Origin of the sequence: Tenacibaculum amylolyticum (assembly GCF_964511145.1) — a bacterium.
Classification (GTDB): Bacteria; Bacteroidota; Bacteroidia; order Flavobacteriales; family Flavobacteriaceae; genus Polaribacter; species Polaribacter amylolyticum.
On the sequence record NZ_CAZEFZ010000026.1, the window covers coordinates 198,239 to 223,972 of the forward strand.

The 25,734-nt window shown below is 31.4% G+C and carries 25 protein-coding genes; 13 read left to right on the top strand and 12 right to left on the bottom strand.

Translation table 11 applies throughout. From position 1 onward, the window contains the following. Positions 1 to 88: 88 nt before the first annotated feature. Positions 89 to 2,851, top strand: a complete 2,763-nt coding sequence (locus tag ACKTTC_RS09215) for a TonB-dependent receptor (RefSeq protein WP_408039521.1) — start codon at positions 89 to 91, stop codon at positions 2,849 to 2,851. Positions 2,852 to 2,962: 111 nt separating this feature from the next. Here the strand turns inward: ACKTTC_RS09215 and ACKTTC_RS09220 are convergent, their stop codons facing one another. Beyond that, positions 2,963 to 3,313 (bottom strand): 4Fe-4S dicluster domain-containing protein, encoded by a 351-nt coding sequence (locus ACKTTC_RS09220; protein WP_408039522.1) that lies wholly within the window; start codon positions 3,311 to 3,313, stop codon positions 2,963 to 2,965. Between the two features lie 71 nt (positions 3,314 to 3,384). Between ACKTTC_RS09220 and ACKTTC_RS09225 the strand changes: the two genes are divergently transcribed. The 10 genes from ACKTTC_RS09225 to ACKTTC_RS09270 all read left to right on the top strand — a co-directional run bounded on the left by ACKTTC_RS09225 (position 3,385) and on the right by ACKTTC_RS09270 (position 13,273). Continuing rightward, positions 3,385 to 4,446: an acyl-CoA reductase gene (locus ACKTTC_RS09225; protein ID WP_408039523.1), complete on the top strand. Its 1,062-nt coding sequence runs from the start codon at positions 3,385 to 3,387 to the stop codon at positions 4,444 to 4,446. A 6-nt stretch (positions 4,447 to 4,452) separates the two neighbouring features. Further along, complete coding sequence (serC, locus tag ACKTTC_RS09230) at positions 4,453 to 5,517, top strand: 3-phosphoserine/phosphohydroxythreonine transaminase (protein ID WP_408039524.1); 1,065 nt, start codon at positions 4,453 to 4,455, stop codon at positions 5,515 to 5,517. A gap of 28 nt (positions 5,518 to 5,545) precedes the next feature. Continuing rightward, the gene (locus ACKTTC_RS09235; RefSeq protein ID WP_408039525.1) at positions 5,546 to 6,493 is read left to right on the top strand and encodes an NAD(P)-dependent oxidoreductase; all 948 of its coding nucleotides are present in this window, start codon (positions 5,546 to 5,548) and stop codon (positions 6,491 to 6,493) included. A gap of 3 nt (positions 6,494 to 6,496) precedes the next feature. Next, positions 6,497 to 7,738, top strand: coding sequence for a DUF1015 domain-containing protein (locus tag ACKTTC_RS09240; protein ID WP_408039526.1), 1,242 nt, complete (start codon positions 6,497 to 6,499; stop codon positions 7,736 to 7,738). After that, on the top strand, positions 7,738 to 8,397 hold the full coding sequence (locus tag ACKTTC_RS09245; RefSeq protein WP_408039527.1) for a YggS family pyridoxal phosphate-dependent enzyme: 660 nt from the start codon (positions 7,738 to 7,740) through the stop codon (positions 8,395 to 8,397). The genes ACKTTC_RS09240 and ACKTTC_RS09245 overlap by 1 nt, the downstream gene beginning before the upstream one ends. A gap of 86 nt (positions 8,398 to 8,483) precedes the next feature. After that, complete coding sequence (locus ACKTTC_RS09250) at positions 8,484 to 9,581, top strand: exonuclease domain-containing protein (RefSeq protein ID WP_408039528.1); 1,098 nt, start codon at positions 8,484 to 8,486, stop codon at positions 9,579 to 9,581. A gap of 22 nt (positions 9,582 to 9,603) precedes the next feature. Further along, positions 9,604 to 10,428 carry an ion transporter gene (locus tag ACKTTC_RS09255; protein ID WP_408039529.1) on the top strand — a complete coding sequence of 275 codons (825 nt, stop codon included), beginning with the start codon at positions 9,604 to 9,606 and terminating at the stop codon, positions 10,426 to 10,428. A 2-nt stretch (positions 10,429 to 10,430) separates the two neighbouring features. After that, positions 10,431 to 11,333, top strand: a complete 903-nt coding sequence (miaA, locus tag ACKTTC_RS09260) for a tRNA (adenosine(37)-N6)-dimethylallyltransferase MiaA (protein ID WP_408039530.1) — start codon at positions 10,431 to 10,433, stop codon at positions 11,331 to 11,333. Positions 11,334 to 11,391: 58 nt separating this feature from the next. Beyond that, positions 11,392 to 11,898 (top strand): OmpH family outer membrane protein, encoded by a 507-nt coding sequence (locus ACKTTC_RS09265; RefSeq protein ID WP_408039531.1) that lies wholly within the window; start codon positions 11,392 to 11,394, stop codon positions 11,896 to 11,898. A gap of 193 nt (positions 11,899 to 12,091) precedes the next feature. Further along, a complete protein-coding gene (locus ACKTTC_RS09270) occupies positions 12,092 to 13,273 on the top strand; it encodes a vWA domain-containing protein (RefSeq protein ID WP_408039532.1) in 1,182 nt (393 codons plus the stop codon). Between the two features lie 97 nt (positions 13,274 to 13,370). On the opposite strand, the gene ACKTTC_RS09275 is transcribed toward ACKTTC_RS09270, so the two are convergent. The 3 genes from ACKTTC_RS09275 to ACKTTC_RS09285 form a co-directional block, all read right to left on the bottom strand. After that, positions 13,371 to 13,730 carry a hypothetical protein gene (locus ACKTTC_RS09275; protein ID WP_408039533.1) on the bottom strand — a complete coding sequence of 120 codons (360 nt, stop codon included), beginning with the start codon at positions 13,728 to 13,730 and terminating at the stop codon, positions 13,371 to 13,373. A 324-nt stretch (positions 13,731 to 14,054) separates the two neighbouring features. After that, entirely contained in the window at positions 14,055 to 15,518 is a 1,464-nt protein-coding gene (locus ACKTTC_RS09280) for a sigma 54-interacting transcriptional regulator (protein WP_408039534.1), read from the bottom strand. 4 nt (positions 15,519 to 15,522) lie between these two features. Further along, the gene (locus tag ACKTTC_RS09285) at positions 15,523 to 16,650 is read right to left on the bottom strand and encodes a vWA domain-containing protein (RefSeq protein ID WP_408039535.1); all 1,128 of its coding nucleotides are present in this window, start codon (positions 16,648 to 16,650) and stop codon (positions 15,523 to 15,525) included. 82 nt (positions 16,651 to 16,732) lie between these two features. Here ACKTTC_RS09285 and ACKTTC_RS09290 point away from each other — a divergent pair, with 82 nt between their 5' ends. Beyond that, positions 16,733 to 17,548, top strand: coding sequence for a DUF1853 family protein (locus ACKTTC_RS09290; protein WP_408039536.1), 816 nt, complete (start codon positions 16,733 to 16,735; stop codon positions 17,546 to 17,548). Positions 17,549 to 17,951: 403 nt separating this feature from the next. Here ACKTTC_RS09290 and ACKTTC_RS09295 read toward each other — a convergent pair whose 3' ends face one another. Continuing rightward, positions 17,952 to 18,872: an EamA family transporter gene (locus ACKTTC_RS09295; RefSeq protein ID WP_408039537.1), complete on the bottom strand. Its 921-nt coding sequence runs from the start codon at positions 18,870 to 18,872 to the stop codon at positions 17,952 to 17,954. A gap of 138 nt (positions 18,873 to 19,010) precedes the next feature. Here ACKTTC_RS09295 and ACKTTC_RS09300 point away from each other — a divergent pair, with 138 nt between their 5' ends. After that, positions 19,011 to 19,706 carry a pseudouridine synthase gene (locus tag ACKTTC_RS09300; protein WP_408039538.1) on the top strand — a complete coding sequence of 232 codons (696 nt, stop codon included), beginning with the start codon at positions 19,011 to 19,013 and terminating at the stop codon, positions 19,704 to 19,706. A gap of 72 nt (positions 19,707 to 19,778) precedes the next feature. Here ACKTTC_RS09300 and hisIE read toward each other — a convergent pair whose 3' ends face one another. From hisIE to hisC, 7 genes are all read right to left on the bottom strand, one after another. Continuing rightward, the gene (gene hisIE / locus ACKTTC_RS09305; RefSeq protein ID WP_408039539.1) at positions 19,779 to 20,366 is read right to left on the bottom strand and encodes a bifunctional phosphoribosyl-AMP cyclohydrolase/phosphoribosyl-ATP diphosphatase HisIE; all 588 of its coding nucleotides are present in this window, start codon (positions 20,364 to 20,366) and stop codon (positions 19,779 to 19,781) included. Positions 20,367 to 20,425: 59 nt separating this feature from the next. After that, on the bottom strand, positions 20,426 to 20,761 hold the full coding sequence (locus tag ACKTTC_RS09310) for a cyclic-phosphate processing receiver domain-containing protein (protein ID WP_408039540.1): 336 nt from the start codon (positions 20,759 to 20,761) through the stop codon (positions 20,426 to 20,428). Between the two features lie 129 nt (positions 20,762 to 20,890). Then, entirely contained in the window at positions 20,891 to 21,646 is a 756-nt protein-coding gene (gene hisF, locus ACKTTC_RS09315; RefSeq protein ID WP_408039541.1) for an imidazole glycerol phosphate synthase subunit HisF, read from the bottom strand. Between the two features lie 36 nt (positions 21,647 to 21,682). Beyond that, positions 21,683 to 22,402 (bottom strand): 1-(5-phosphoribosyl)-5-[(5-phosphoribosylamino)methylideneamino]imidazole-4-carboxamide isomerase, encoded by a 720-nt coding sequence (gene hisA / locus ACKTTC_RS09320; RefSeq protein WP_408039542.1) that lies wholly within the window; start codon positions 22,400 to 22,402, stop codon positions 21,683 to 21,685. 83 nt (positions 22,403 to 22,485) lie between these two features. Continuing rightward, on the bottom strand, positions 22,486 to 23,067 hold the full coding sequence (gene hisH / locus ACKTTC_RS09325) for an imidazole glycerol phosphate synthase subunit HisH (protein WP_408039543.1): 582 nt from the start codon (positions 23,065 to 23,067) through the stop codon (positions 22,486 to 22,488). 23 nt (positions 23,068 to 23,090) lie between these two features. After that, positions 23,091 to 24,230, bottom strand: coding sequence for a bifunctional histidinol-phosphatase/imidazoleglycerol-phosphate dehydratase HisB (gene hisB, locus ACKTTC_RS09330; protein WP_408039544.1), 1,140 nt, complete (start codon positions 24,228 to 24,230; stop codon positions 23,091 to 23,093). A gap of 239 nt (positions 24,231 to 24,469) precedes the next feature. Continuing rightward, positions 24,470 to 25,510: a histidinol-phosphate transaminase gene (gene hisC / locus ACKTTC_RS09335; protein ID WP_408039545.1), complete on the bottom strand. Its 1,041-nt coding sequence runs from the start codon at positions 25,508 to 25,510 to the stop codon at positions 24,470 to 24,472. Positions 25,511 to 25,734 lie beyond the last annotated feature (224 nt).

Genomic DNA, 25,734 nt, shown 5'->3' on the forward strand with positions numbered 1-25,734 from the left:
AATATTGACTTAGTAATTATATAAGACACCTGTTAATTTAAAATATAATTAATAGAAAAAATCTTAATTACTAACCAAATATTTATTTATGAAAAAACTCTTACTAACATTATTTGTTTTTGTGTTTAGTACCATTTCTTGGGCACAAATACAAATTTCAGGTACCGTTAAAGACACTAATAACGATGCTTTACCAGGTGCAAATGTTTTAGAAAAAGGTACTGAAAATGGTACTACTACAGATTTTGATGGAAAATTTTCACTTACAGTTCAAGAAGGAGCTGTCTTAGTAGTTAGTTTTGCTGGGTTCGAAACACAAGAAGTTCCAGTAAACGGAAACACTACCTTAAACATTATACTAAAGGAAGGATTGCAGCTCGAAGAAGTCGTAATTACTGGTAGTAGAACACCAGCTAGAAGTAACACTTCTAGTCCGTTACCTGTAGATATTGTAGGAGTACAAGAACTTCAAGCTACAGGGCAAACTACATTCGATAAAGCATTACAATATAAAATACCTTCATTTAATACTGTAAATACACCTGTAAACGATGCTACTTCTCTACTCGACCCTTATGAAATTAGAAATATGGGGCCAAGCAGAACTTTAATATTAATTAATGGAAAGCGTAAAAACTTAAGTTCTTTACTATATACACAAACATCTCCTGGTAGAGGAGAAACTGGAGCCGACATTTCTGGAATTCCTACCGATGCAATTAAATCAATTCAAATACTACGCGATGGAGCTTCTGCACAATATGGTTCTGATGCAATTGCTGGAGTAATGAACATTATTTTAAAAGACGATTATAAAAATGGTTCTGCAACCTTACGAAGTGGAATTACTGGTGAAGGAGATGGAGAAATGTTAGGTGTAAGTCTTAATAACGGAAGTAAAATTGGAGAAGGTAATGGATTTATAAATTATACTGTTGATTTTTCTAAAACGGCATTAGCCAATAGACCTGGTACTGTAGACGCTGAAGGAGAAGCTGCAGATTTTGGAGCTGCTTTAGCAGATGTACAAGAATTTTTATCAAGAAGACCAGATGCTGGAAATATTAATGGATCTCCTGAAACTACTGCTGCTAAATTTTTAGTAAATGGAGCGGTAGACTTAAAAGGAAATAGTGAGATTTATTTTAATGCTGCATACATTTATAAGAAAGTGAATAGTTTCGCCAACTATAGAACTCCATATTGGAGAACTATTACAGATTTTCCATATTTAGCAAACTTTTTCCCTGGAAATAACCCTAACAATCCGGGAGGTTATGATGGGTACTTACCAACTTTTGAAGGAGATTTAAATGATTACAATGGAACCATTGGTTTTACTTCTAAAATAAACGAATGGAATATTGATGTAAGCGCAACATTTGGAGGAAATGAACAAGCATATTCTGTTAATGATTCACATAATAGAAATGTAGTATTGTCACCAGCTACTTGGGTAGATACAAACAACAATGGTGTTGTAGATCCTGGTGAATTATCAGAAAGCTCACAATTATATAGAGAAAATAGTCCAATTAGTTTTGACCCAGGAGGAACGGCATTTAATCACATTGTAGGAAACATCGATATTTCTAGGGTGCTCTCTGACCAAATAGCTATCGCTGTTGGAGCCGAATTTAGAACAGAAAATTTCGAAATTATTGAAGGTGATTTAGCTTCTTACGACGGTGGTGGTGCCGATTCTTTCGCGGGTAACAGACCAGAAAATTCTGGAAACTTTAATCGCTACAACCTTGGTGGTTATTTTAGTGTAGATTGGGATGCTACAAAAGACTTTTTATTAAATGGTACTGTAAGAGCTGAAAATTATTCTGATTTTGGAAGTACTTTTGTATGGAAAGTTAGTTCTCGTTATAAGTTTGCTGAAGATAAATATACTTTAAGAGCTTCCGTTTCTACAGGTTTTAGAGCCCCAACATTACATCAAATATATACTCAAAGAGCGCAATATAGTTTTGTACCTGGACAAGGAATCCAAGTTGGAGGATTAATTAATAATGTATCTCCGCAAGCTCGCTTACTTGGGATTCCTAAACTTAAAGCTGAAGAATCTACCAATTTCACTGTTGGTATAGGTGCTAAACCTTTTAAAAACTTCTCTTTTACAATAGATTATTATAGCATTAATGTAGAGGATCGAATTGTATTAAGTACCGAATTAACACCACCAAACACACCTGCATTTGATGGTTTATCTGATGTAAGCTTTTTTGTAAATGCCATAGACACTAAAACTTCTGGTATAGATGTGGTAGTTAGTTATAATAAATTAGAAGTTGGACCTGGAAAACTTGGTTTCAACTTATCTGGAAACTACACGATTACAAATGAAAGAGACGGAGCAGTAAACAACCCAGCGTTTGCACAAAACTCTGGACAGTCAGTTGTAAATGCTACTCAAGAAGCTTTATTCTTTACTTCTCGACCTAGATCTAAATGGATTTTAGGAACTACCTATGATATTAATAAGTTTAGTTTTTCATTAAACAATACCTATTTTGGAAAAACTGTTTTCAAACAGCAAGGTTTAGACACTAATCTAAGAACAGAATTTACTCCTAAGATTGTCACAGACTTAGGTGTTAATTATAATGTAGATGATCATTGGACAATTGCTTTTAACGCTAACAACCTTTTCAATGTACTTCCTGAATGGAGTTTTAAAGCTGAAAATGCAGCAGGTCAAGCAATATTAAATGATCCAGCACAAGTCAAAGTCCAATCGAATTTAATCACGTTTAATCAAAGATATTCACAAATGACCTACGATGGTTATCATTTTAGTCAATTAGGTTCATTATTTAATTTGTCTTTGAATTATAAATTCTAACTCTGTATTCATTGTCCCCCCGCTACCACTTTGTTTATGAGTTGTGTAAAAAGAAATCCTGAGCTTTCACTCAGGATTTCTTGATTTTACTAATTATGTTGTAAAATATTCTTATTCGTTATGCATAAAACGTTGCTTTCCTAATAACTCCTCCTCTGTTTCTACATTATCTTCATCAGGTACACAACAATCTACAGGGCAAACTGCCGCACACTGAGGCTCTTCATGGAATCCTTTACATTCTGTACATTTATCTACAACAATGTAATAAATTTCATCAGAAACAGGTTCTTGCTCTTCTTCAGCATTTGCTGATTTTCCGTTTGGTAAAACAATATTTCCTTCTAGGTCAGTACCATCTGCATATTTCCATTCTTCTGCACCTTCATATATTGCAGTATTAGGGCACTCTGGTTCACAAGCACCGCAATTAATACATTCATCTGTTATGATTATCGCCATAGCTAATCTATTTCTGTTTTGTAACTTTGCAATTGCAAAAATAAAGCCAATTTAATTTAGAACCAATTTAAATGGATGAAATTGAAAAACGAATCAGTTCGTTTGTACAACTAGGACAATTTTTAAGTCAATTTTCTAGAACAGAAATAGCTGCTAAAGCAGCTATAGCACATAATGATATTTTCTTTGATGGATTTAAACATCAATTAAAGCTAGCAGAAGAGCACAACAACTGGTTTACTCGTGAAAACTTATTATTTGCTTGTGAAAGTTGGGCAAAAGCTCTAACTGAAGAAAATATTAACACTTGGATCTCAAAGGAAAAATTACTTTCAACTTCCAATCAGAAAGTAGCCATTGTAATGGCAGGGAATATTCCTTTAGTTGGATTTCACGATTTTTTAGCTGTTTTAATTTCTGGTCATTCAGTTATTGCTAAACTATCGAGTAATGATAAACACTTACTACCATTTTTAGCTAAGTACTTAGAATATACAAATCCTGATTTCAAAGGTAAAATTTCATTCATCAATGAAAAGTTAAAAGGTTTCGATGCTGTTATTGCAACTGGTAGTAATAATACAGCAAGGTACTTTGAGTACTATTTTAAAGACAAACCTAATATCATTCGAAAAAATAGAAATTCTGTAGCTATACTTACTGGTGAAGAATCTGAAAATGATATGGAGAGTTTAAGCGAAGATGTTTTTAGATACTTTGGATTAGGTTGTCGTTCTGTTTCTAAAATCTTTATTCCTAGAGATTACAATTTCGATTCTTTTTTCAAAGGAATGTTTCAACAACAGGAAATTATTCAGAATGCTAAGTATGCGAATAATTACGATTACAATAAAGCCGTGTATTTAATGAGTGAATTTGACATTCTTGAAAACGGTTTTCTAATGATTAAAGAAGACGAAAGCTATGCCTCACCGATCGCATCTGTATTTTATGAATATTATGACAATACAGATGATTTAAAAATAAAACTATACGAAGATCGCGACCAAATACAATGTATTGTTGCAAAAGACTTCTTAGAGAATGAAATACCGTTTGGTCAAACGCAACATCCTAACTTATGGGATTATGCAGATGGCGTAAACACACTTAACTTCCTATCAAATATTTAAACTAAAATGAAAAAACATAACTTTAGTGCAGGTCCTTGTATTTTGCCTGAAACAGTACTACAAAAAGCCTCAGAAGCTGTTGTTAATTTCAATAACGATGATTTATCTTTATTAGAAATCTCACATAGAAGTGCCCCTTTTGTAGAAGTTATAGAAAAAGTAAGAGCATTAGCCTTAGAGCATTTAAGCTTAACAGATAAAGGATACAAAGCGCTATTTTTACAAGGAGGAGCAAGTTCGCAGTTTTTAATGACAGCTTATAATTTTTTACATAAAAAAGCTGCTTATTTGAATACTGGTACTTGGAGTTCTAAAGCTATAAAAGAAGCTAAATTATTTGGAGAATTAGAAGAAGTTGCCTCTTCTGCTGATAAGAACTTTAGTTATATTCCAAAAAACTATACTGTTTCTAAAGATGTAGATTATTTCCATTGTACAAGTAACAATACTATTTATGGTACACAAATGAAAGAATTTCCAGAAGTTGAAGTTCCGTTAATTTGTGATATGAGTTCCGATATATTCTCTCGTCAATTAGACTTCTCTAAATTTGATTTGATTTATGCAGGGGCACAAAAAAATATGGGACCAGCTGGGGCTACATTAGTTGTTATAAAAGAAGAACTTCTCGATAAAATTTGTCGCGAAGTACCTTCAATGTTAAACTATAAATTACACGTAGAAAGAGACAGTATGTTCAATACACCTCCTGTATTTTCAGTATATGTTTCTATGTTAACACTAGAATGGTTAAAAGATTTAGGAGGTATTAACTTTATTGAAGGAGTAAATCAGAAAAAAGCAGCACTATTATATAAAGAAATAGATAGAAATCCTCTTTTCAATGGTGTTGTAGCAACAGAAGATAGGAGTATTATGAATGCTACTTTTACACTTACAAACGATCAATTAAAAGAACGCTTTGATAGCTTGTGGCAAGAAGCCCGTATTAATGGTTTAGACGGACATCGTTCTGTAGGCGGATATAGAGCAAGTATGTATAATGCATTACCTTTGTACAGTGTACAAGCATTAGTTGATGTAATGCAAGAATTAGAAAGAAAAGCTTAAAAACAAATACAAGACACAAATTAATTTGATGAAGATATTAGCAAACGAAGGAATCACTCAAGGGGGAGTTGATATTTTAGAAGACAAGGGTTACGAGGTAGTTATTACAAAAGTAGCACAAGAGCAATTAGAAAACTTTATTAACGATAATGGTATTGATGTTATTATAGTGAAAAATAACACTCAAATTCAACAAGAATTAATCGACGCTTGTCCTAGTTTAAAATTAATTGCAGCGGGTGGTTCTTCTGTAGACAATATTGATATTCAGTATGCTATAGATCAAGGATTACAAGTAGTAAATAGCAACGAAGGAAGTGCAAATGCCATTGGAGAATTAGTTTTTGCACACCTTTTAGGTATGGCTCGTAACTTACATCAATCAAATAGAGAAATGCCTCTTGAAGGTGATATGAATTTTAAAGGTCTTCATAAATTATATAGAGGACGTGAACTAAGAAATAAAACACTCGGAATAATAGGAATAACTCCATCAGGAATTGCAACTGCTAAAATTGCTATTGGTTTAGGAATGAGAGTAGTTATGAGTGATCCTGAAGTAGAAGAAACTTCTGTTGAATTAGATTTTTTTGATGGACAGTCGGTATATTTTAATTTCAATGCAATTCCTTTAGATGAATTACTTGACGAATCTGACTTCATTTCATTGCATTTACAAGACGCTAGTCAATTCAAACTAGGAGAAAATGAATTTAAAAAAGTAAAAGAAGGAGTAGGAATAATCAACTGTTACCAAAGCGGTTTAGTAGATGAAGTAGCTTTGGTTGAAGCAATTAATAAGGGAACTGTAAAGTTTGCTGGATTAGATGTTTTTGAAAATGAACCAAATCCAGAAATTCAATTATTAATGAACCCAAGCTTATCACTTTCTCCTCATATTCGTAATGCAACCGATGAAGCGCAAGAAAAAATAAATATTGAGTTAGCAAATCAAATTACAGCATTACTTTCATAATTTATGGCAACTATAAAACCATTTAAAGCAGTAAGACCTACGCGAGATAAAGTCGCGTTGGTTTCTTCTAAATCTTATGAAACGTATCCAGAAGATGAACTAAATTCAAAATTAGCCTATAACCCTTTTACGTTTTTGCATGTTGTAAATCCAGGATACAAATATCATAAACAAGATATTACAGGAGAGCAACGTTTTAAATTAGTACATAATAGATATTTAGAGTTTAAAGAAGATCAAATCTTTACACAAGAAGAGAAACCTGCTTTATATGTTTATCAAAAAATAACACCAACACACTCTTTTTCTGGAATTATTACGGCTACATCTACACAAGATTATCATGATAATACGATAAAAATTCATGAGCGTACCCTAAAAAAAAGAGAATTATTATTTGAGAACTACTTAAAAAACACAGGATTTAATGCTGAACCTGTACTTCTCACCTACCCAGATGATACTACTGTAAATAAAATTATACAAAAGTATCAGCAAAAAAGAGCTGAATACGAATTTACTTCCACCGATAAAAATGTACATTTATTATGGATTGTAGAGGATTCAGAAGATATCCAAGTACTTGTTAGTGCTTTTGAAAAAATATCGACTTTATATATCGCTGATGGACATCACCGAACGACATCGTCTTGTTTGCTAGCTAAAAATCTAGCTGATGAAAACCCAAATCATACAGGAAAAGAGGACTATAACTTTTTCATGAGTTATTTACTTTCTGAAAGTCAATTAAGTATTTATGAATTTAATCGTTTTATAAAAGATTTAAATGGATTAACTCCAGATGAGTTTTTAATAGAATTGGATACTTATTTCAGAATAGAAAAAAGAGGTCAAGAATTATACAAACCAAAAGAAAAACATCATTTCAGTATGTACTTAAAAGGAGAGTTTTATGCACTTTACTTGCGTAAATCTGCTTATGAGTTTAGTGATGAATTGAGTGAATTAGATGCAGAAATCCTATACAGAACTGTATTGAAGCCTATTTTAGGAATTGAAGATATAAGAAATGATTCTAAAATCATTTATTCTCAAGACAAATCGGACGGTTTAGAACTAAAAACAAAAGTAGATAGTGGTGATTTTAAAGTTTCTTTTGGAATGATGCCAACCACAATCGATGAGATAAAAACTATTGTAGATAAAGGATTGGTTATGCCACCAAAAACAACCTATATTGAACCTAAATTACGTAGTGCTTTAACTATTTATGAATTTCTATAATGATAAAAGAAAATTTACAACAAATTAAAAGTCAGCTTCCAGAAAAAGTAACATTAGTAGCAGTTTCTAAAACCAAACCTATAGCCGATATACAAGAAGCATACGATGCTGGTCAACGTGTATTTGGTGAAAATAAGATTCAGGAAATGGCTACTAAATACGAAGAACTTCCTAAAGATATTCAGTGGCACATGATTGGACATCTACAGCGAAATAAAGTAAAATATATGGCGCACTTTGTAGATTTAATTCATGGAGTTGATAGTTTTAAAACATTACTAGAAATAGAGAAACAAGCTAAAAAGCATAACCGAGTTATCAACTGTCTTTTACAAGCTCGTATTGCACAAGAAGAAACTAAGTTTGGCTTAGAATTTTCAGAAATTAAAGCAATTTTAGACTCAGAAGAATTCAAACAACTTACCAATATAAAAGTAGTTGGATTAATGGGAATGGCTACTTTTACCGATAACACTACCCAAATTAAAGAAGAGTTTACATCATTACAAAACTTATATGATGAATTGCAACCTAATAACTCCCACTTTACAACATTATCTATGGGAATGAGTGGAGATTATGAATTAGCAATGGAATGTGGTAGTACTATGATACGTATTGGAAGCTCTATTTTTGGGGCCAGAAACTACTTTGTATAAGTTTTATGTAATTACCTCGTTGGTTTTCTTATATTTGTCTCTAATTATACTTATCTTCTAAAGGTATAAAAGAGAGACGGGGTTACATGTACGCTATTTTAGATATTGAAACAACTGGGGGCAAATTTAACGAAGAAGGGATTACAGAAATAGCCATCTATAAGTTTGATGGACATTCTATTGTTGATCAATTCATTTCTTTAGTTAACCCAGAAAGAGAGATTCAGGAATTTGTTGTAAAACTTACTGGTATTAATAATAAAATGCTCAGAAATGCACCAAAATTTCATGAAGTTGCCAAACGAATTATAGAAATTACTAAGGATTGTATTCTAGTTGCACACAATGCTACTTTCGATTACAGAATTCTTAAAACAGCATATAGTAGATTAGGTTACACCTACTCTAGAGATACTTTATGTACTGTTACATTAAGTAAAAAACTGATTCCAGACCAACCTTCTTATAGTTTAGGTAAATTATGTCGTGGACTAGGAATTCCTGTTGCAGATAGACATAGAGCTAATGGTGATGCACAAGCAACGGTTAAGCTTTTTAAGTTATTACTTGAAAAAGATCTTGATAAAAATATTATTCAGAGAACAATTCAATACATAGACAATAGAAATCATAAACTAAAACTGAAAGCTATTGTAGATGAGCTTCCTGAAAAAGAAGGTGTGTATTATGTACATAACGAAAATGGTAATGTACTATTTATTGGAAGAGGAAAAAATATTCGTTTAGAAGTAAGTAAACTCTTCTTAAAAGATACGCGTAGAGCTATAAAAATTAAAGAAAAAGTAGACACCATTACCTACGAAGAAACTGGTAACGAATTATTTACCAGATTAAAATATTATGTAGAACTTGATGCTTTAAAACCTAAATACAACCTTATTCGTAAGAGAAAAATTACTGATAAAGACTTCAATCACGATCATTTAATATTAATTAACAAAGGTCGTATTCCTGAAGAGAATCTAATCATTTTAGTAGAAAGCAACGAAGTAATTGGATACGCTTTTACAAATCTTTCGTATCAAAGGAATGATTTAGAAGTTTTAAAAAACATCTTAACTCCTATCAAAAACAAGCCACTAGCAAAAACTATTGTAAAAAATTATTTAAGCAATAATACTGTAGAAAAAATCATACGATATGAACTAGAAAATAATTTGTAATATTGCGATATAACAGATTATTTTGGCTAAAAAACAATCACAAAAAAACTGGAAAAATAGGCTTCATGAAATTATTTATGAAGCAGATACACCAGCAGGAAAATTATTTGATGTTATTCTTTTAATTGCAATTCTACTGAGTATTGCAGTTGTAATGCTAGAAAGTGTTAATTCCATTGGTGAAAACTATAAAGAAGCACTTAATATAGCCGAATGGGTAATTACCATTTTGTTTTCATTAGAATACTTTCTAAGAATTATCTCAATTAGTAAACCTTCGAAGTATATTTTTAGTTTTTACGGAATTATAGATTTCCTATCTACAATTCCTAAATACTTATCCTTATTTTTTGTTGGTACACACAGCTTGGTTGCACTAAGAGCATTACGATTATTAAGAGTATTTAGAATTTTAAAACTTGCTCGTTTTATTGGAGAATCTCAAAATCTAATGAAAGCATTAAAAGCAAGTAGAGCTAAAATATTTGTTTTTCTATTTTTTGTACTAATCCTATGTGTCATATTAGGAACTGTAATGTATTTGGTAGAAGATTCTGAAAATGGTTTTACAAGTATCCCTAGGAGCGTTTATTGGGCAATTGTTACCTTAACTACTGTGGGGTATGGAGATATTGCTCCCGCTACTCCACTTGGACAATTTATAGCTAGTGTTATTATGATTTTGGGTTATGCTATTATTGCCATTCCTACCGGAATTGTTTCTTCTGAAATGGTAAAACACTCTGATGTAAATTTAAATACACAAGCGTGTCCTAATTGCGGCACAGAAGGACATAAAGATAATGCAGATTTTTGCTATCATTGCGGACATAATTTGCACGAATAAAAATGAACAATACACTTATTACCATAGTTGGCACTACTGCTATAGGAAAAACAGCTTTAAGTATTCAATTAGCACAACACTTTTCGTGTGATATTCTTTCTTGTGATTCTAGACAGTTCTACAAAGAAATGAGTATTGGTACCGCGGTACCAGATGAAGATGAGTTGAAAGCTGCACCTCATCATTTCATTCAAAACAGGAGCATTTTTGAAGATTATAATGTAGGAAGTTTTGAAAAAGATGCTTTAGTAGCATTACAACAATTGTTTACTCAAAATACAACTCAAATAATGGTTGGAGGAAGCGGTTTATATGTAGATGCAGTTATAAAAGGATTAGATTATTTTCCAGATGTAGCTCCAGAAATTAGAGAACAATTAACGCTAGAATTACAAGAAAAAGGAATTACTGCACTCCAAAACCAATTAAAAGAACTTGATATCCTATCGTATCAAAAGATTGCCATTGATAATCCACACAGATTAATAAGAGCCTTAGAAATTTGTATTGGAACAGGAAAACCATATTCCTCTTTTATCAATAAAGGGAAAGAAAAGCGAAACTTTAAATCTATTAAAATAGGACTTACCGCTGATAGAGCCATTATTTACGATCGTATTAATAGACGCGTTGATATTATGATAGAAAATGGTTTGTTAGAAGAAGCAAAAAAATTATATCCAAACAAACAGCTAAATGCACTGCAAACTGTTGGCTATAGAGAATTATTCGAATATTTCGATGGAAACTGGGAGTTAGATTTTGCTATTTCAGAAATAAAAAAGAATACACGCAGATTTGCAAAACGACAACTTACTTGGTTTAGAAGAGATACTGAAACACTTTGGTTCGATTTTCAAACAAATCCACAAGAAATTATAGAAACTATTAAAAACAAACTTTAACGAATTGTAAAGGAATTATCTAGCCTTACTTTTATACTTTTACCCAAAATCATTAACAATGAAATTAAAAATCACTTTTTCAATACTTATAGCAACAGTATTTACTCTTAATGCTCAACAAACAAAACTTGGAACTATAAATACAAACTACATTATTGGTAAAATGCCACAAATGAAAACAGTATTGAAAAGAGTGGATAAGTATGGTAAAGAATTAGATTCTATATTAAAAATAAAAGCTACAGAATATAATGAAAAGGCTACTGCATACAGAAAAGAAGTAGCTACATTGGATGAAGCTGCTAAAAAAGAAAAAGGGAAAGAATTATTAGTTTTAGAGCAAGAACTAGGGCAATTTCGTCAAAATGGTGCCAGTTTAATTAAAATTAGGCAAGAAGAATACATGAGACCTATTTATAAAAAAATTAGTGAAGTCATTGCTGAAGTAGCTAAAGAGAATGGATATACACAAATTCTAACTTCAGATGGGAATGAGTTTGGATATTTAGATCCTACATTCGATATCACAAAACTAGTATTAGCTAAACTAGGTATTAAAGAATAAAACACAACCTTATAACATAATAAAGTCCACAGTTTATATAACTTGTGGGCTTTTTTTATTCAAAAAAGCTATATACTATCTTATTAAATTTTCTTTACTCATTAAAACACCCTTTTTACTCAACTAAAAAACCTAAGCGCTCAATATCTGTTGATACACAAGTACATTAGATCTAGTTTTGAATAAAAAAAAGATGAACAGATATTTATTATTATTTCTTTTTGCTGCCATTAATGCCAGTTGCAAAAACAAACCTTCTGAAGAAAGAAACACAACTGTTATAACAGCTTATGCTAACGAACATGTAGCTTCTAAAGAAGATAGAAAAAAGAAAGAAAAACATGTTGAGATTGTATTTTGCTTAGATGCTACTGGGAGTATGAGTGGTTTAATTGGAACAGCTAAGGAGAAAATATGGGATATTGTTTCTGAATTAGCTCAAGACAATCAAATAGCAAGTTTACGACTAGGAATGGTTTTTTATAGAGATCGTGGCGATCAATTTATTACAAAGCAAATTGCGTTAACTGATGATTTAGATGAGGTATACTCTAAACTACTTGAAATAGAAGCACAAGGTGGTGGCGATACTCCAGAAAGTGTAAATCAAGCATTACACGAATCAATTAACGATATGAAATGGTCTAACAACAAAGAAACATATCGTACCATTTTTGTAGTTGGTGATTGCCCACCACATATGGATTATCAAGACGACGTAAAATACACATTAAGCTGTAAAAGAGCTGCTGAAAAAGGAATTACCATAAATACCATTAAGTTAGGAAATAGTTGTAGAGATGCTATTTACCATTTCAAAAAAATGGCAGAATGCACGAATGGAGAATTTTTACAATTAGATCAACAAGCATCTGATATTGTAATTGCAACTCCATACGACGATGAAATCAATAAAATTTCCAGAACTATTGATGAGTCAAGATTGTACTATGGAAATGAAGAAGAACAAGCTATGAATTATAGTAAGAAACATAAATCTTTAGAAGTGTATGATAAAAGTTCTGTAACATCTAATACAGCTAGAGCTCGTTATCAAATGAGTAAATCAGGAAAAAAATCATGGTTAGGAAACAAAGAAATTGTGAATGATTACATAGAAGGAACTATAACTGTAGAAGAAATAGAAAAAGATGAATTACCTAAAGAATTAAAAGGAAAAAGTACTACTGAAATAAAAATGTATTTAGAAAAATTAAAAGAAGAACGAAATGCAAACGAAGTAAAGCTTAGAGAATTATCTAAAAAACAACGTGCTTACATTCAACAAAAAAGAAAAGAAGGCGTAAATAAAGATAAAAGCTCGTTTAGCGAAGAAGTTGTAGATGTATTAAAGAAACAAGCGGAGAAAAAATAAGTTTGCAGATTAGTTTTACTTAGCCAGAAACCACCTTAAGTTCTCATAACCTTTTGGTGGTTTCTATTTTTTAGATTGTTATGTTGTAACTGTAATCTTAAACAACAGAAGCTGGTATGTTTATATATTCAGCAGTCCATGTAAAGTTTGTTAACCCAGTTTGCTGAGCATTCGCTCCTACACATGGTCCAGAAAACTTTCCTTCATGCATGCTTCCTTGATATAAAGTAGATGAATCTTTTGGTCCTTCATCACTATTTTCTGTTGGATTGGAAATTGACATAATAATTAAATCAGTTTCATTATTAAAACTATAATAACCTCTAAACTGCTCTAATGGTTTTCCTTTTTCTGTTTCTACTGTTAGACTATTATCTTCTTTAAGTACAACTACAAATGAATATCTTATGAATCCAATATTATTGGTCACTTTTAATCTTTTTTCTGTATTAGACATGATGTTAATGTTTTGGTTAATTTATTAAGTTAAAAATTTCTTCTCGACGAGAATCAAAAATTGGTGTAGCTACTTAATCGAATATTTTTTGATCTAATCAAGCTATCTAAAATTACAGAAAAACTACCTGGTTGTCAGGGGAAAAAACCTCATAAAAAATAAAAAAGGGAATAAACCCCATTTGTAAAATCACTATCAAAAATGACATAGAAAATTAGTATTTTAACTAGTTCCTTATAAAACAATTTTTCTTTTAAAATAAATTAGCGCTTACAGAGCCAAAAGCTATTGTAAACGCTAATTTTAACATAAGTTCTTTTAAATTTAAATTCCTCGAATATAATTCGCTAACGGATCATTAAATTGAAAACCTTTTGTAAAACGCTCTTTATTTAACACCTTAAATTCAGATAATGCCCATAAAATTAGCTCTTTTAAGAAATAAATATCTTTTTCTGGGAAATCTGGCTGGTATTTTGAGATTAAGCTGTCTAATGGCTTAATAACATCTAATTGCTCTTTAAAGTAAGTATCATCCATATCATCTAACAGTTCAATTGCATCTTTAGCGTAAAACCATTGTGAAATAGCATCGTATGGAGTTTCCTCATCTTCTCTTTTTAATTTCTTAATCTCTGGAAATAACTCAACAAAAATTGTTTTAACGGCATTGCTAATTAATAGCTGTGCAACAGCAGCAGCTCCCTCCTGCTCACCTTCATATACCAATTCTATTTTTCCTGTAATTGCTGGAATAGCTCCAAAGAAATCGAGTAATCGTATACTTGTTGTATCATCTTCTGTTAGCAAACTTCTTCTTTCTGCTGTACTCAATAAGTTTTCGAATACGGAAATGCTCATACGAGCACTTACTCCACTTTTCACATCTACATATTCACTTTCACGAGCCTCAAAACTTATTTGTTCTACCAAACGTTTTGCTAATTTTGGTACATATACAGTTTCTTTCTGTCCTTGTAATTCATTTGCTTCCTGTTCTGTTATTTTCTCAGCAATATCTACAGATTTTGGGTAATGTGTTAAGATTTGCGATCCTATCCTATCTTTTAATGGCGTTACAATACTACCTCTATTTGTATAATCTTCTGGATTTGCTGTAAAAACAAACTGAATATCTAACGGTAAACGCAATTTAAAGCCTCGTATTTGAATATCTCCTTCTTGAAGTATATTGAATAAAGCCACTTGAATTCGTGCTTGTAAATCCGGAATTTCGTTAATTACGAAGATACTACGGTTAGCTCTTGGAATCATTCCAAAATGAATTACACGATCGTCTGCATAATTCAACTTTAAATTCATTGCTTTAATAGGATCTATATCCCCTATTAAGTCGGCTACGGTTACATCTGGGGTTGCTAATTTCTCAAAAAAACGCTCGTCTCTGTGCAACCATGTAATTGGAGTATCATCTCCTTTTTCTGCTATTAATTCTTTAGCATAACGAGACAAAGGATTCAATGGATCATCATTAATTTCTGAACCTTCAACTACAGGAATATATTCATCTAACAAAGTAACCATTAAACGCGCTAATCTAGTTTTAGCTTGCCCTCTTAGTCCTAACAAATTAATATTGTGCTTTGATAAAATAGCTGTTTCTAATTCAGGAATTACAGAGTTTTCATAGCCCCAAACTCCTTCAAATACTGTTTCTTGATTTTTTAATTTTGTGATTAAATTTTTTCTTAACTCATCTTTTACAGAAATCGATTCATATCCTGCTTCTTTAAGAGCTCCTAATGTTTTAATATTGTTGTGGTTCATATGTTTATATACCTCTAATTCGTTTTTTTCTATTTTGTTCGTAATCTTCAAAAATCATTTCACCTAAGCCTTTCAACCCTGTATAAAAAGCTTTTCCTTGATTTGCTTTCGTAAAATGCTGTATAAATTGCATTAAATATGGATCTTGAGCAATCATGAAGGTAGTAATTGGAATATGTAATTTTCTAGCTTGTGAAGCCATATTATAACATTTTTCTACAATGTAACTATCTAAGCCGTTGCTATTTTTATAATACGTACCGTCGGCTAATCGTAAACAACTTGGTTTTCCGTCAGTAATCATAAAAATTTGCTTATTTGTATTTCTCTTTCTACGTAGAATATCCATTGCCAATTGTAAGCCCGCAACTGTATTTGTATGATAAGGACCTACTTTTAAATAAGGAAGTTCTTTTACGGAAATAGGCCAAGCATCATTTCCAAATACTAAAATATCTAGCGTATCTTTTGGATAACGTGTTTTAATTAATTCCGTTAAGGCCATTGCTACTTTTTTTGCAGGTGTAATACGATCTTCTCCGTACAAAATCATACTATGACTAATATCAATCATTAGTACTGTACTCATTTGTGCTTTAAAATTCGTCTCTTCTACAATCAGATCATTTTCTGTTAATGAGAAATTTCCAATTCCATTATTAACCTGTGCATTTTTAATACTTTCGGTCATAGAAATCGTATCTAAAGAATCTCCGAAATGATAGTTTCTAAACTCTCCAGTATGCTCATCTCCTTGTCCTATTGCTTTTGTTTTATGATTTCCTAAGCGACTCTTTCTTAGTTTCCCGAAAATTTGATTCAAAGCATTTTGACGTATCGCTTGCTCTGTTTTAGCAGTAATTTTTAGCTTACCTGGTCCATTTGGAGTATCAATCTCTTCTTTTAAATATCCTTTTTTCTTCAGGTCTTCTAAAAAGTCATCTAATGTATATTCGGGAGTTGTGAGTTTGTACTCTACATCCAATTGTTTCAACCATTCAAAAGCTTCATCGAAATCACCAGAAGTATACGTGATTAATTCTTTAAAAATATCGAATAATTTTTCAAAAGGGGATGTTTCTTCAGCTTCGTATATTTCAAATCGAAGCCCTTTTTTAAATTGATGAATCATAGTATAAAAATACGGCTATTTGTATTTTTACGCCAACCTGTACGAGATTATTCGTGTTATTTTAAGATTATTTTAATATTCAATGCACTATAAAGACAAAGAAATACAGCTACAATACCAAGGTTTCTCCATTACTAAACCACTATGGATAAATACTTTAAATAAAATAAACCAATTTACTGACTTACAGTTAATTAATACGTTTAAACCTAAAGTATTACTTCATGATAATTTGCGCCTTGGAAAATTAGTAGAGCAATTTATTTTTTATCAATTAGCTGCTAATCAAAATATTGAAATCATTTTAGAAAACATTCAAGTACAAAATGGAAATATCACTGTTGGAGAATTGGATGGAATCATACTTCAAAACAATATTCCTATTCATTTAGAGATTGTGTATAAATTTTATTTATATGATGCAACGGTTGGAACTGCGGAAATGGAACACTGGATTGGTCCGAATAGACGTGATAGTTTTAACGAGAAATTTCAAAAACTTAGAAAAAAGCAGCTTCCATTATTGTACCATGAAAAAACTAGGGAATTGTTAGCCCATCATGATTTAGATGTAAATACCATTCAACAAAAAGTATATTTTAAAGCGCAGCTCTTTCCACATTTAAATGATTCGAATAAAGAATTCCCTCTTATTAACAACGATTGTATTTCAGGTTTTTACATTTATTTAAAAGAATTGGCTCAATTTAAAGAATGTAAATTTTATATTCCTACCAAACATAATTGGTTGGTTATTCCTCATACAAATGTAAAATGGTTGAATTTTGATGCTTTTAAAGCCGATTTAAGCATTTTTTTAGAAAAAACAATCTCTCCTCTATGTTGGATGAAAAAACCAAATGGAACACTTTTAAAACTTTTTGTAGTTTGGTGGTAAGTTAGCATTTATATAAACTACTTATCTTCTTTCTCTTAATAAAAGAAATAAGCATATTACATAATGTGTAGAAAAGACGAAACCTTAATCCTACATACTGAAAGACTAAGGTTTCATCCTATATATTTTACTCTTTATTTTAGATTAAAGGTAAATCTTTAAAGAACTGTATCATTAAGTATGCTACAGTAACGAGTAATAAAAAGGTAATCATCGAGTACTTAAGGTAATTCAAAACTTTAACTTTGTTTTTCATTTGTAAATATTTAAGGGATTCATATTAAAAGTTGATGTTACTATTTATAATACAAGTAACTAGCTGAAAACCCTACCCTATTATTTAACTTTTTGTTTTAAATACTGTAATGAGGCCGCGAAAATACATAATTAAATTGAATATAAACTATGTTTTTTGCGAGGATGTAACCTTTGTTTTGGCTACTCTTTTTCTTGAGGTAATAAAATAAACTCCTGTTAGTAAAATTATAGAAGCGATAATTGACTGTGTCGTAAGTTTTTCATCTAAAAAATACCATCCAAGTAATAATGCGATTACTGGATTTACATATGCAGATGTTGCTACTTTTTCTGGTGAAATTACTTTTAAAAGGTAATTAAACGCTGTAAAAGCCACAATTCCTCCAAAAATAATTAAAGCTACAATAGACAATTGCACTTTTGGTGTTATAGTGAATAAAACCTCTGTATTTTCACCAAAAATCTGACTCCAAAAAAACAATAATACACTTGCAATAGCCATCTGATAACCTGTACTTACAAAGAAGTTTTTCGGTAAGTTGGCTTTAGATACAAACACGCTTCCGTAGCTCCAGCTTAATACACAAGAAAAAATCATGAAAATTCCTAAAATCATTCCTTCTGAAGTAGCTATTTTTTCTTGACTTACTAAAAGATACATTCCTACCAATCCTAAAACGACTCCAATAATCGATTGGCGTTGCATTTTTTTCCCATCTATTAATCGTAGTAAAAATAAGACAAATAAAGGTTGTGTAGATGCTAATAAGGCTGCAAAACCACTATCTACATATCGTAACGCCCAAACAAATACACCGTTACCATATACCAAAAACAAAAAACCTGCAATCGATACATTCAACAACTGTCTTTTGCTAATTTTTAGCGGTTGATTTAATAATTTTGCTATTAATAAGATTAAAACTCCTGCAATTCCAAAACGTACAGCTCCTAGTAATAATGGAGGCATTTCTGTGATTGCTATTTTGTTAAGTAAGTATGTAGATCCCCAAATTACATAAATAGAAAAAAATGAGGCAATGATTAGTAGCTTAGATGATTTCATTGGTCTAAAATACGCTAAAAAGACAGTTCTGAAAAACGAGAATTATAATTTTATGTTAACTTTCATTCTTTCTTTTTTTATTAGGAAATGGTTTATTCCTAATTTTGCAATTCTATAAAATTTTGAGCAGTATTTCTTATGAATATTCCCATACTTTACGAAGATGATTATTGTATTTGTGTTTGCAAACCAAACGACGTGGTAGTGCATCATGCTTATCATTCTAGAAATGTATTACACGAGCAATCTTTACTACAATTATTAGAAGCAGATTACGGAAAAAAGTTTTATCCAGTTCATCGTTTAGATAGAAGAACTTCTGGTATTATTTTACTTACTAAAGAGACGAAGTTTGTTGCTGAGTTTCAAAAGTTATTCACAGAGAATACAATCGAAAAATGTTATTATGGAGTAGTTAGAGGACATGCTCCGGAGGAAAAAATTATAGATTCTCCAGTAAAAGGAAAAGATAGCAAAGTATATAAAGATGCTGAAACCTTGTTACAGTGTGTACAAACTATTACAGTAGATATTCCTGTGGGACCTTATGATACTTCTCGTTATAGTTTGGTGAAACTGACACCAAAAACAGGACGCTTACATCAATTAAGGATTCATATGAATAAAATTAGTTATCCGCTTATTGGTGATGGGAAATATGGTGATAAAAAACATAATGCGATGTATGAAACAAATTTTGGTTGGGACAATTTGTTTTTACATGCTACTTCATTGACTTTTACACATCCATATACAAAAGAAGCATTGGTTTTAAAAGCTGATTTTCCTAAAAATTGGCTAGAGTTGTTTGTTAAGTTTGAATGGGAAGTGTAGATTTTACAACATAAAAAACGAAACTGTTCCTTGAGCTGCGTCGAAAGGCAGTTTCGTTTTTTTAGTACATAACTAATGCCTACTTTTTAATACCGCTTCAATATCTTTTAACATAAATCCTTTTGCTTTTAACAAAATTAAATAGTGATATAATAAATCAGCTGCTTCATTGGTAAATAATTCATCATTATTATCTTTTGCTTCAATAACCACCTCTACAGCTTCCTCTCCTACTTTTTGTGCTACTTTATTAATTCCTCTTTTAAAAAGCTTGTTTGTATACGAAGACTCCACATTATTATCTATTCTATCATGAATGATTTGTTCTAATTCATATACAAAACCTTTTGGTGTTTCTTCTGCAAAACAAGAAGTTGTTCCTTTATGACATGTAGGTCCTTTAGGATCTGCTTTAATGAGTATAGTATCTTTATCACAATCTATTTGTGCTTCTTTTACGAATAAAAAATTACCGCTTTGCTCCCCTTTTGTCCATAAACGGTTTTTACTTCGACTAAAAAAAGTTACTTTTTGTTCTTTAAGCGTTTTTTCATACGCTTCTTCATTCATATACCCTAGCATTAAGATTTGTAAGGTATTGCTATTTTGAATAATTACTGGAACTAGTCCATCTTCACTTTTAGAAAAATCTACGTCCATTTTTTTCTTTTTGTAAGGCCGATCGTAGTCGATACCTTTTTAAACTTTCTTTTATTATTTTACTTCTTACTTAAAAACGCTATATAATTCGTTAATAGTCCTCGTATTTGTTCTGCTGCTACTGGATTAGCTGAGTGTACTTTAAATTGTAAACCTTTTAAGTCTAAACCAGATTCGTACACTAACCATTTTGCAGCTGCATATCCGTCTGGTGCTACTTCTCCATTCGCATCAAGTCCTAAATCATTATCAAAACTGATAAATTCAGGTAAACCATTTCTTTTTATGTAATCCACAAATGCTTCATAAGTTCTTACAATATCAAATTCTTTTTCTGCTGATGCATCATATACCATATCTATGGTTCTTATATCATCTAAAAACAATTTTTTCATTACTTTTCATTTAATATTTGTTATTGAAAAATCTCTATTGATTTAGTGTTTTACAGTATCTGATAGCTCCTTCGTTTCCCTTCGACTAAAGCTCAGAAATAACTTAGGTATCTAGACTTATAAAACGCGCTATATTCGAACAGGAATTTCCTCTTTTTGTAATGCTTCTTTCAATTCTGAAATAGGGATTTCTCCAAAATGAAACACACTAGCGGCTAGAGCAGCATCTGACTTCCCATGTATAAACGCATCTACAAAATGCTGAATAGTTCCTGCACCACCAGAAGCAATAATTGGAATATTCAACTCTTCTGATAATCTTGCTAATGCTTCGTTTGCAAAACCTTCTTTTGTTCCGTCATTATCCATTGAAGTGAATAAAATTTCACCAGCTCCTCGCTCTTCTACTTCTTTAGCCCAATCAAATAAATTAAGTTCTGTAGGAATGGTTCCACCTGCTAAATGTACTTTCCATTCTCCATTTATTTGTTTAGCATCTATAGCCACTACCACACATTGACTCCCAAATTTTTGAGATAATTCATTTACTAAATCGGGTCTTTTTACTGCTGAGGAATTTATAGAGACTTTATCTGCTCCGCATTTCAATAAGGCATCTACATGAGCAACAGATGAAATTCCGCCACCAACTGTAAATGGAATATTTACTTGTGCGGCTACTTTTTCAACCATTTCCAGTGTTGTTCCTCTATTTTCTAAAGTAGCAGCAATATCTAAAAACACTAACTCATCAGCACCTAATGTTGCGTATTGTTTTGCTAAAACTACTGGATCTCCAGCATCTATTAAATTTACAAAATTGACTCCTTTAACGGTTCTTCCGTTTTTAATATCTAAACAAGGAATAATTCTTTTTGTTAACATATATTTCTTCTCTGGTCGAACGCAGTCGAAACCTTTTTATTTATTAATAAAGTTTTGTAATTCTTTTAGGCTAATTCTTCCTTCATAAATCGCTTTTCCTATAATTACTCCTTCACAGCCTAATTCTTCTACTTTATATACATCTTCAATATTTGCAATTCCTCCACTTGCAATTAGTGCTACTTCTGTTTTTTTCAAAATTTCTTTATACAAGTCGTTTGATGTTCCAGAAAGCATTCCGTCTTTTGCTACATCAGTACAAATCACATTTGTTGCTCCAATTTCTTCATAATCTGTAATAAAATCTACCACATCTACGACAGAAGTTTCCATCCAACCATGCGTTGCTATTTTACGATTTTTACAATCTGCTCCTAAAATGATTTTATCTGCGCCATAATTTTTCAGCCAACTAATAAATACATCTGGATTTTTAACTGCAATGCTTCCACCTGTAATTTGATTTGCTCCACTTTCAAAAGCGATTCTAGCATCTTCATCTGACTTCAAACCACCTCCAAAATCAATTTTCAAGTTTGTTTTGGTTGCAATTTCTTCTAAAACTCTATGATTCACAATATGTTTAGACTTTGCTCCGTCTAAGTCTACTAAGTGTAAATATTGAATTCCGTTATCTTCAAATTCTTTGGCTACTTCTAAAGGATGTTCATTATATACTTTTTTCGTATTGTAATCACCTTTGGTAAGTCTCACACATTTTCCTTCTATTATATCTATGGCTGGTATGATTCTCATTTGCTTTGTTTTTATTTTATGAATTCTACAATCACCCTTCGATATAACTCAGGGTTCATTTAGTAATAACTCTTTTTTTTAGTTTATAATTCTAAAAAATTCTTTAATATTTTTTCTCCTTCTACTCCACTTTTCTCTGGATGGAATTGTGTTCCATAGAAATTATCTTTTTGTAATGCTGTAGCATATGAAATTCCATAGGTAGTGGTTGCAATAGCTTCAGCACAATTTTCTGCGTAATAGCTATGTACCAAATACATATATTCGTTTTCTTTAACTCCTTCAAACAAATCAGATTCTAAATCTGTAATGGTATTCCACCCCATTTGCGGGACTTTTACAGTATTAGAAAAACGTTTGATTGCAACATCAAAAATTCCTAAACCTTTGGTATTTCCTTCTTCTGAAGAATTACACATGAGTTGCATACCTAAACATATTCCTAAAACAGGTTGTTTTAATGTAGGGATTACACTATCCAGTCCACTTTCACGTAACTTACGCATTGCCGAACTCGCTTCTCCTACACCTGGAAAGATCACTTTATCTGCATTTTTAATTTCATCAACATTATTCGTTAAAACAGCATCGACTCCTAAACGTTTAAAAGCAAACTGAATGCTTTTTATATTTCCTGCTCCGTAATCTATAATTACTAGTTTCATTTATCCTATATCTTATTCTTAATCTATAAAACCCCTTTTGTTGATGGTAAAAACATTTTGTTAGCATCGCGTTTTACGGCCATTTTCATTGCTTTTGCAAATGCTTTGAAAATCCCCTCTATTTTGTGGTGCTCATTTACGCCTTCCGCTTTAATGTTTAAATTACATTTTGCGCCGTCTGTAAACGATTTAAATAGGTGAAAAAACATTTCTGTAGGCATGTCTCCTATTTTTTCACGTTTAAACGCTGCATCCCACTCTAACCAATTTCTCCCACCAAAATCAACAGCAACTTGCGCTAAACAATCGTCCATTGGTAAACAAAAACCGTAACGTTCTATACCTAATTTATTTCCTAAAGCTTTATAAAAGACTTCTCCCAACGCAATCATTGTATCTTCAATCGTATGGTGCTCGTCTACATCTAAATCTCCATTTACTTTTATCGTTAAATCCATTGCTCCGTGTCTCCCAATTTGATCTAACATGTGATCGAAAAAGGAAAGTCCTGTACTTATTTCATTTTTCCCTGAACCATCTAAGTTTAACTTGATATAAATCTCTGTTTCATTGGTATTTCTCGTAATTTCTGCCACACGATCTTTAAGTTTTAAAAACTCATAAATCTCTTTCCAATCTGTACTTGTTAATGCTATACTATCTAAAATTTCTTGTTTAGAGGCTTCTATTTCATCTGCTCCTAATTCTGGATCTTCTGACAAATAAATTCCTTTCGCTCCTAAGTTTTTAGCTAACTCCATATCTGTAATTCTATCTCCTAGCACAAAAGAGTTTTCTAAATCATATGCTTCAGAAAAATATTGTGTTAATAATCCTGTTCTTGGTTTACGCGTTGGAGCATTGTCTGCAGCAAATGTTCTGTCTATAAAAACTTCTGAAAATTCCACACCTTCCTTAGCAAAAGCATCTATAATTTTATTTTGTGCAGGCCAAAACGTATCTTCAGGAAAAGCATCGGTTCCTAATCCATCTTGATTTGTAACCATGACAAGTTCATAGTCTAATTCTGTTGCTATTTTAGCCATGTATTGGAATACTTTAGGATAAAACTCTAGTTTTTCTAAACTATCTAATTGATAGTCTATTGGTGGTTCTATTACTAATGTTCCGTCTCTATCTATAAATAATACTTTTTTGCTCATGATTAACTTGTTAATCAATCCTGAATTTGATTCAGAATCTCTTCTTTATTATTTTAATTGTGTTCAATTCTTTTTTATATTTTCCTGAACTTGTTTCAGGTTCTCATATCAAACCATTGTTTAATAGTATTATGAGATTCCGAAATAAATTCGGAATGACGCTAAAAAGGATATTCATTATCTTTTTAATAAAACCTCCTTTACTTCATTTTTTTCATTGAAAAGTTCCTAAATTAAATTCAGGATTTCGAAATTAATTGAAGTGCTTCAATCAATTTCTCATTCTCTTCTGGAGTTCCTACCGTAATTCGAATACAGTTGTTTACTAATTTATTCCTGTTTCTTATAATTACCTTTTTTTCTATTAAATATTCGTAGGTTTCATCAGCGTTATCTACTTGTACTAAAAGGAAATTAGCATCGGTAGGGTAAATTTTATTCACCATTTTTAAGGTTGCCAATAATTCTTTTAAACGTTCTCTTTCTGTTAAGATTTGTGTTATATTTTGCTGTACTTCTTCTAAATTGGCTAATGAATTTAATACTGCTTCTTGATTTAAAACACTTACATTATATGGTGGTTTTACTCGATTGTATACATCTATAATCTTAGAATTAGAATAGGCCGCTCCTACTCTAACACCTGCCAATCCCCAAGCTTTACTAAATGTTTGACTTACTATTAAATTTTGATATTGATTGATCTTAGTTGTAAAAGATGCTTGCTTACTAAAATCGATATATGCTTCGTCTATAATCACAATGCCATCAAAATTCTCTAGAATATACTCAATGTCTTCTGTGTTAAAAGTATTTCCTGTTGGATTGTTTGGTGAGCATACAAAAATGATTTTTACACTAGGATCATCTAAATACGGTTGTAATTGATTTAAATTGATTTGAAAATCATTGATCAATGGTTGTTTTATGAGTTCTATATTGTTAATGTTTGCTGAAACATCATACATTCCATATGTAGGAGAAAATGTCAACGCTTTGTCTACACCTGGTTCGCAAAAAATTCTAAAAGCTAAGTCAATTACTTCATCACTACCATTTCCTATAAATATCTGATCTGTTCCTACTTTTTTTAGTTCCGCTAACTGCTCTTTAATCTGTACTTGGTGTGGATCTGGATAACGATTTAAAGTTCCATATGGGTTTTCGTTTGCATCTAAAAAAATATCTGCCGTTCCTTTAAACTCATCTCTTGCAGATGAATATGCTGTTAGGTTTTGTATATTTTCTCTTACGAGGTTTTCTAATTGTAATGTTTTCATTTTTCTATTGAGTGTTTCAATCAATTTAAAGTCAATCCTTAAGTACTTTTAACCCCTCTTCTTTGTCTTGATGCAAAGAAGCAAAAATCAAGACGTATGATAAAAACTTGAGAAAATACTACGACACCCTCAGCCACAGATGAAAAGAACTCGCTAAAGCTCAAACAGCTTTTCATCTCTATCCTAAATCTGCTGTCTTGATTTTCAAAATTTTTATCAATAGG

What these genes read in the sequence shown, in the direction of transcription:
- ACKTTC_RS09215 (WP_408039521.1), top strand. Translation starts at nt 89, where the DNA reads ATGAAAAAACTCTTACTAACATTATTTGTTTTTGTGTTTAGTACCATT.
- ACKTTC_RS09220 (WP_408039522.1), bottom strand. Translation starts at nt 3,313, where the DNA reads ATGGCGATAATCATAACAGATGAATGTATTAATTGCGGTGCTTGTGAA.
- ACKTTC_RS09225 (WP_408039523.1), top strand. Translation starts at nt 3,385, where the DNA reads ATGGATGAAATTGAAAAACGAATCAGTTCGTTTGTACAACTAGGACAA.
- serC (WP_408039524.1), top strand. Translation starts at nt 4,453, where the DNA reads ATGAAAAAACATAACTTTAGTGCAGGTCCTTGTATTTTGCCTGAAACA.
- ACKTTC_RS09235 (WP_408039525.1), top strand. Translation starts at nt 5,546, where the DNA reads ATGAAGATATTAGCAAACGAAGGAATCACTCAAGGGGGAGTTGATATT.
- ACKTTC_RS09240 (WP_408039526.1), top strand. Translation starts at nt 6,497, where the DNA reads ATGGCAACTATAAAACCATTTAAAGCAGTAAGACCTACGCGAGATAAA.
- ACKTTC_RS09245 (WP_408039527.1), top strand. Translation starts at nt 7,738, where the DNA reads ATGATAAAAGAAAATTTACAACAAATTAAAAGTCAGCTTCCAGAAAAA.
- ACKTTC_RS09250 (WP_408039528.1), top strand. Translation starts at nt 8,484, where the DNA reads ATGTACGCTATTTTAGATATTGAAACAACTGGGGGCAAATTTAACGAA.
- miaA (WP_408039530.1), top strand. Translation starts at nt 10,431, where the DNA reads ATGAACAATACACTTATTACCATAGTTGGCACTACTGCTATAGGAAAA.
- ACKTTC_RS09265 (WP_408039531.1), top strand. Translation starts at nt 11,392, where the DNA reads ATGAAATTAAAAATCACTTTTTCAATACTTATAGCAACAGTATTTACT.
- ACKTTC_RS09270 (WP_408039532.1), top strand. Translation starts at nt 12,092, where the DNA reads ATGAACAGATATTTATTATTATTTCTTTTTGCTGCCATTAATGCCAGT.
- ACKTTC_RS09275 (WP_408039533.1), bottom strand. Translation starts at nt 13,730, where the DNA reads ATGTCTAATACAGAAAAAAGATTAAAAGTGACCAATAATATTGGATTC.
- ACKTTC_RS09280 (WP_408039534.1), bottom strand. Translation starts at nt 15,518, where the DNA reads ATGAACCACAACAATATTAAAACATTAGGAGCTCTTAAAGAAGCAGGA.
- ACKTTC_RS09285 (WP_408039535.1), bottom strand. Translation starts at nt 16,650, where the DNA reads ATGATTCATCAATTTAAAAAAGGGCTTCGATTTGAAATATACGAAGCT.
- ACKTTC_RS09290 (WP_408039536.1), top strand. Translation starts at nt 16,733, where the DNA reads ATGCACTATAAAGACAAAGAAATACAGCTACAATACCAAGGTTTCTCC.
- ACKTTC_RS09295 (WP_408039537.1), bottom strand. Translation starts at nt 18,872, where the DNA reads ATGAAATCATCTAAGCTACTAATCATTGCCTCATTTTTTTCTATTTAT.
- ACKTTC_RS09300 (WP_408039538.1), top strand. Translation starts at nt 19,011, where the DNA reads ATGAATATTCCCATACTTTACGAAGATGATTATTGTATTTGTGTTTGC.
- hisIE (WP_408039539.1), bottom strand. Translation starts at nt 20,366, where the DNA reads ATGGACGTAGATTTTTCTAAAAGTGAAGATGGACTAGTTCCAGTAATT.
- ACKTTC_RS09310 (WP_408039540.1), bottom strand. Translation starts at nt 20,761, where the DNA reads ATGAAAAAATTGTTTTTAGATGATATAAGAACCATAGATATGGTATAT.
- hisF (WP_408039541.1), bottom strand. Translation starts at nt 21,646, where the DNA reads ATGTTAACAAAAAGAATTATTCCTTGTTTAGATATTAAAAACGGAAGA.
- hisA (WP_408039542.1), bottom strand. Translation starts at nt 22,402, where the DNA reads ATGAGAATCATACCAGCCATAGATATAATAGAAGGAAAATGTGTGAGA.
- hisH (WP_408039543.1), bottom strand. Translation starts at nt 23,067, where the DNA reads ATGAAACTAGTAATTATAGATTACGGAGCAGGAAATATAAAAAGCATT.
- hisB (WP_408039544.1), bottom strand. Translation starts at nt 24,230, where the DNA reads ATGAGCAAAAAAGTATTATTTATAGATAGAGACGGAACATTAGTAATA.
- hisC (WP_408039545.1), bottom strand. Translation starts at nt 25,510, where the DNA reads ATGAAAACATTACAATTAGAAAACCTCGTAAGAGAAAATATACAAAAC.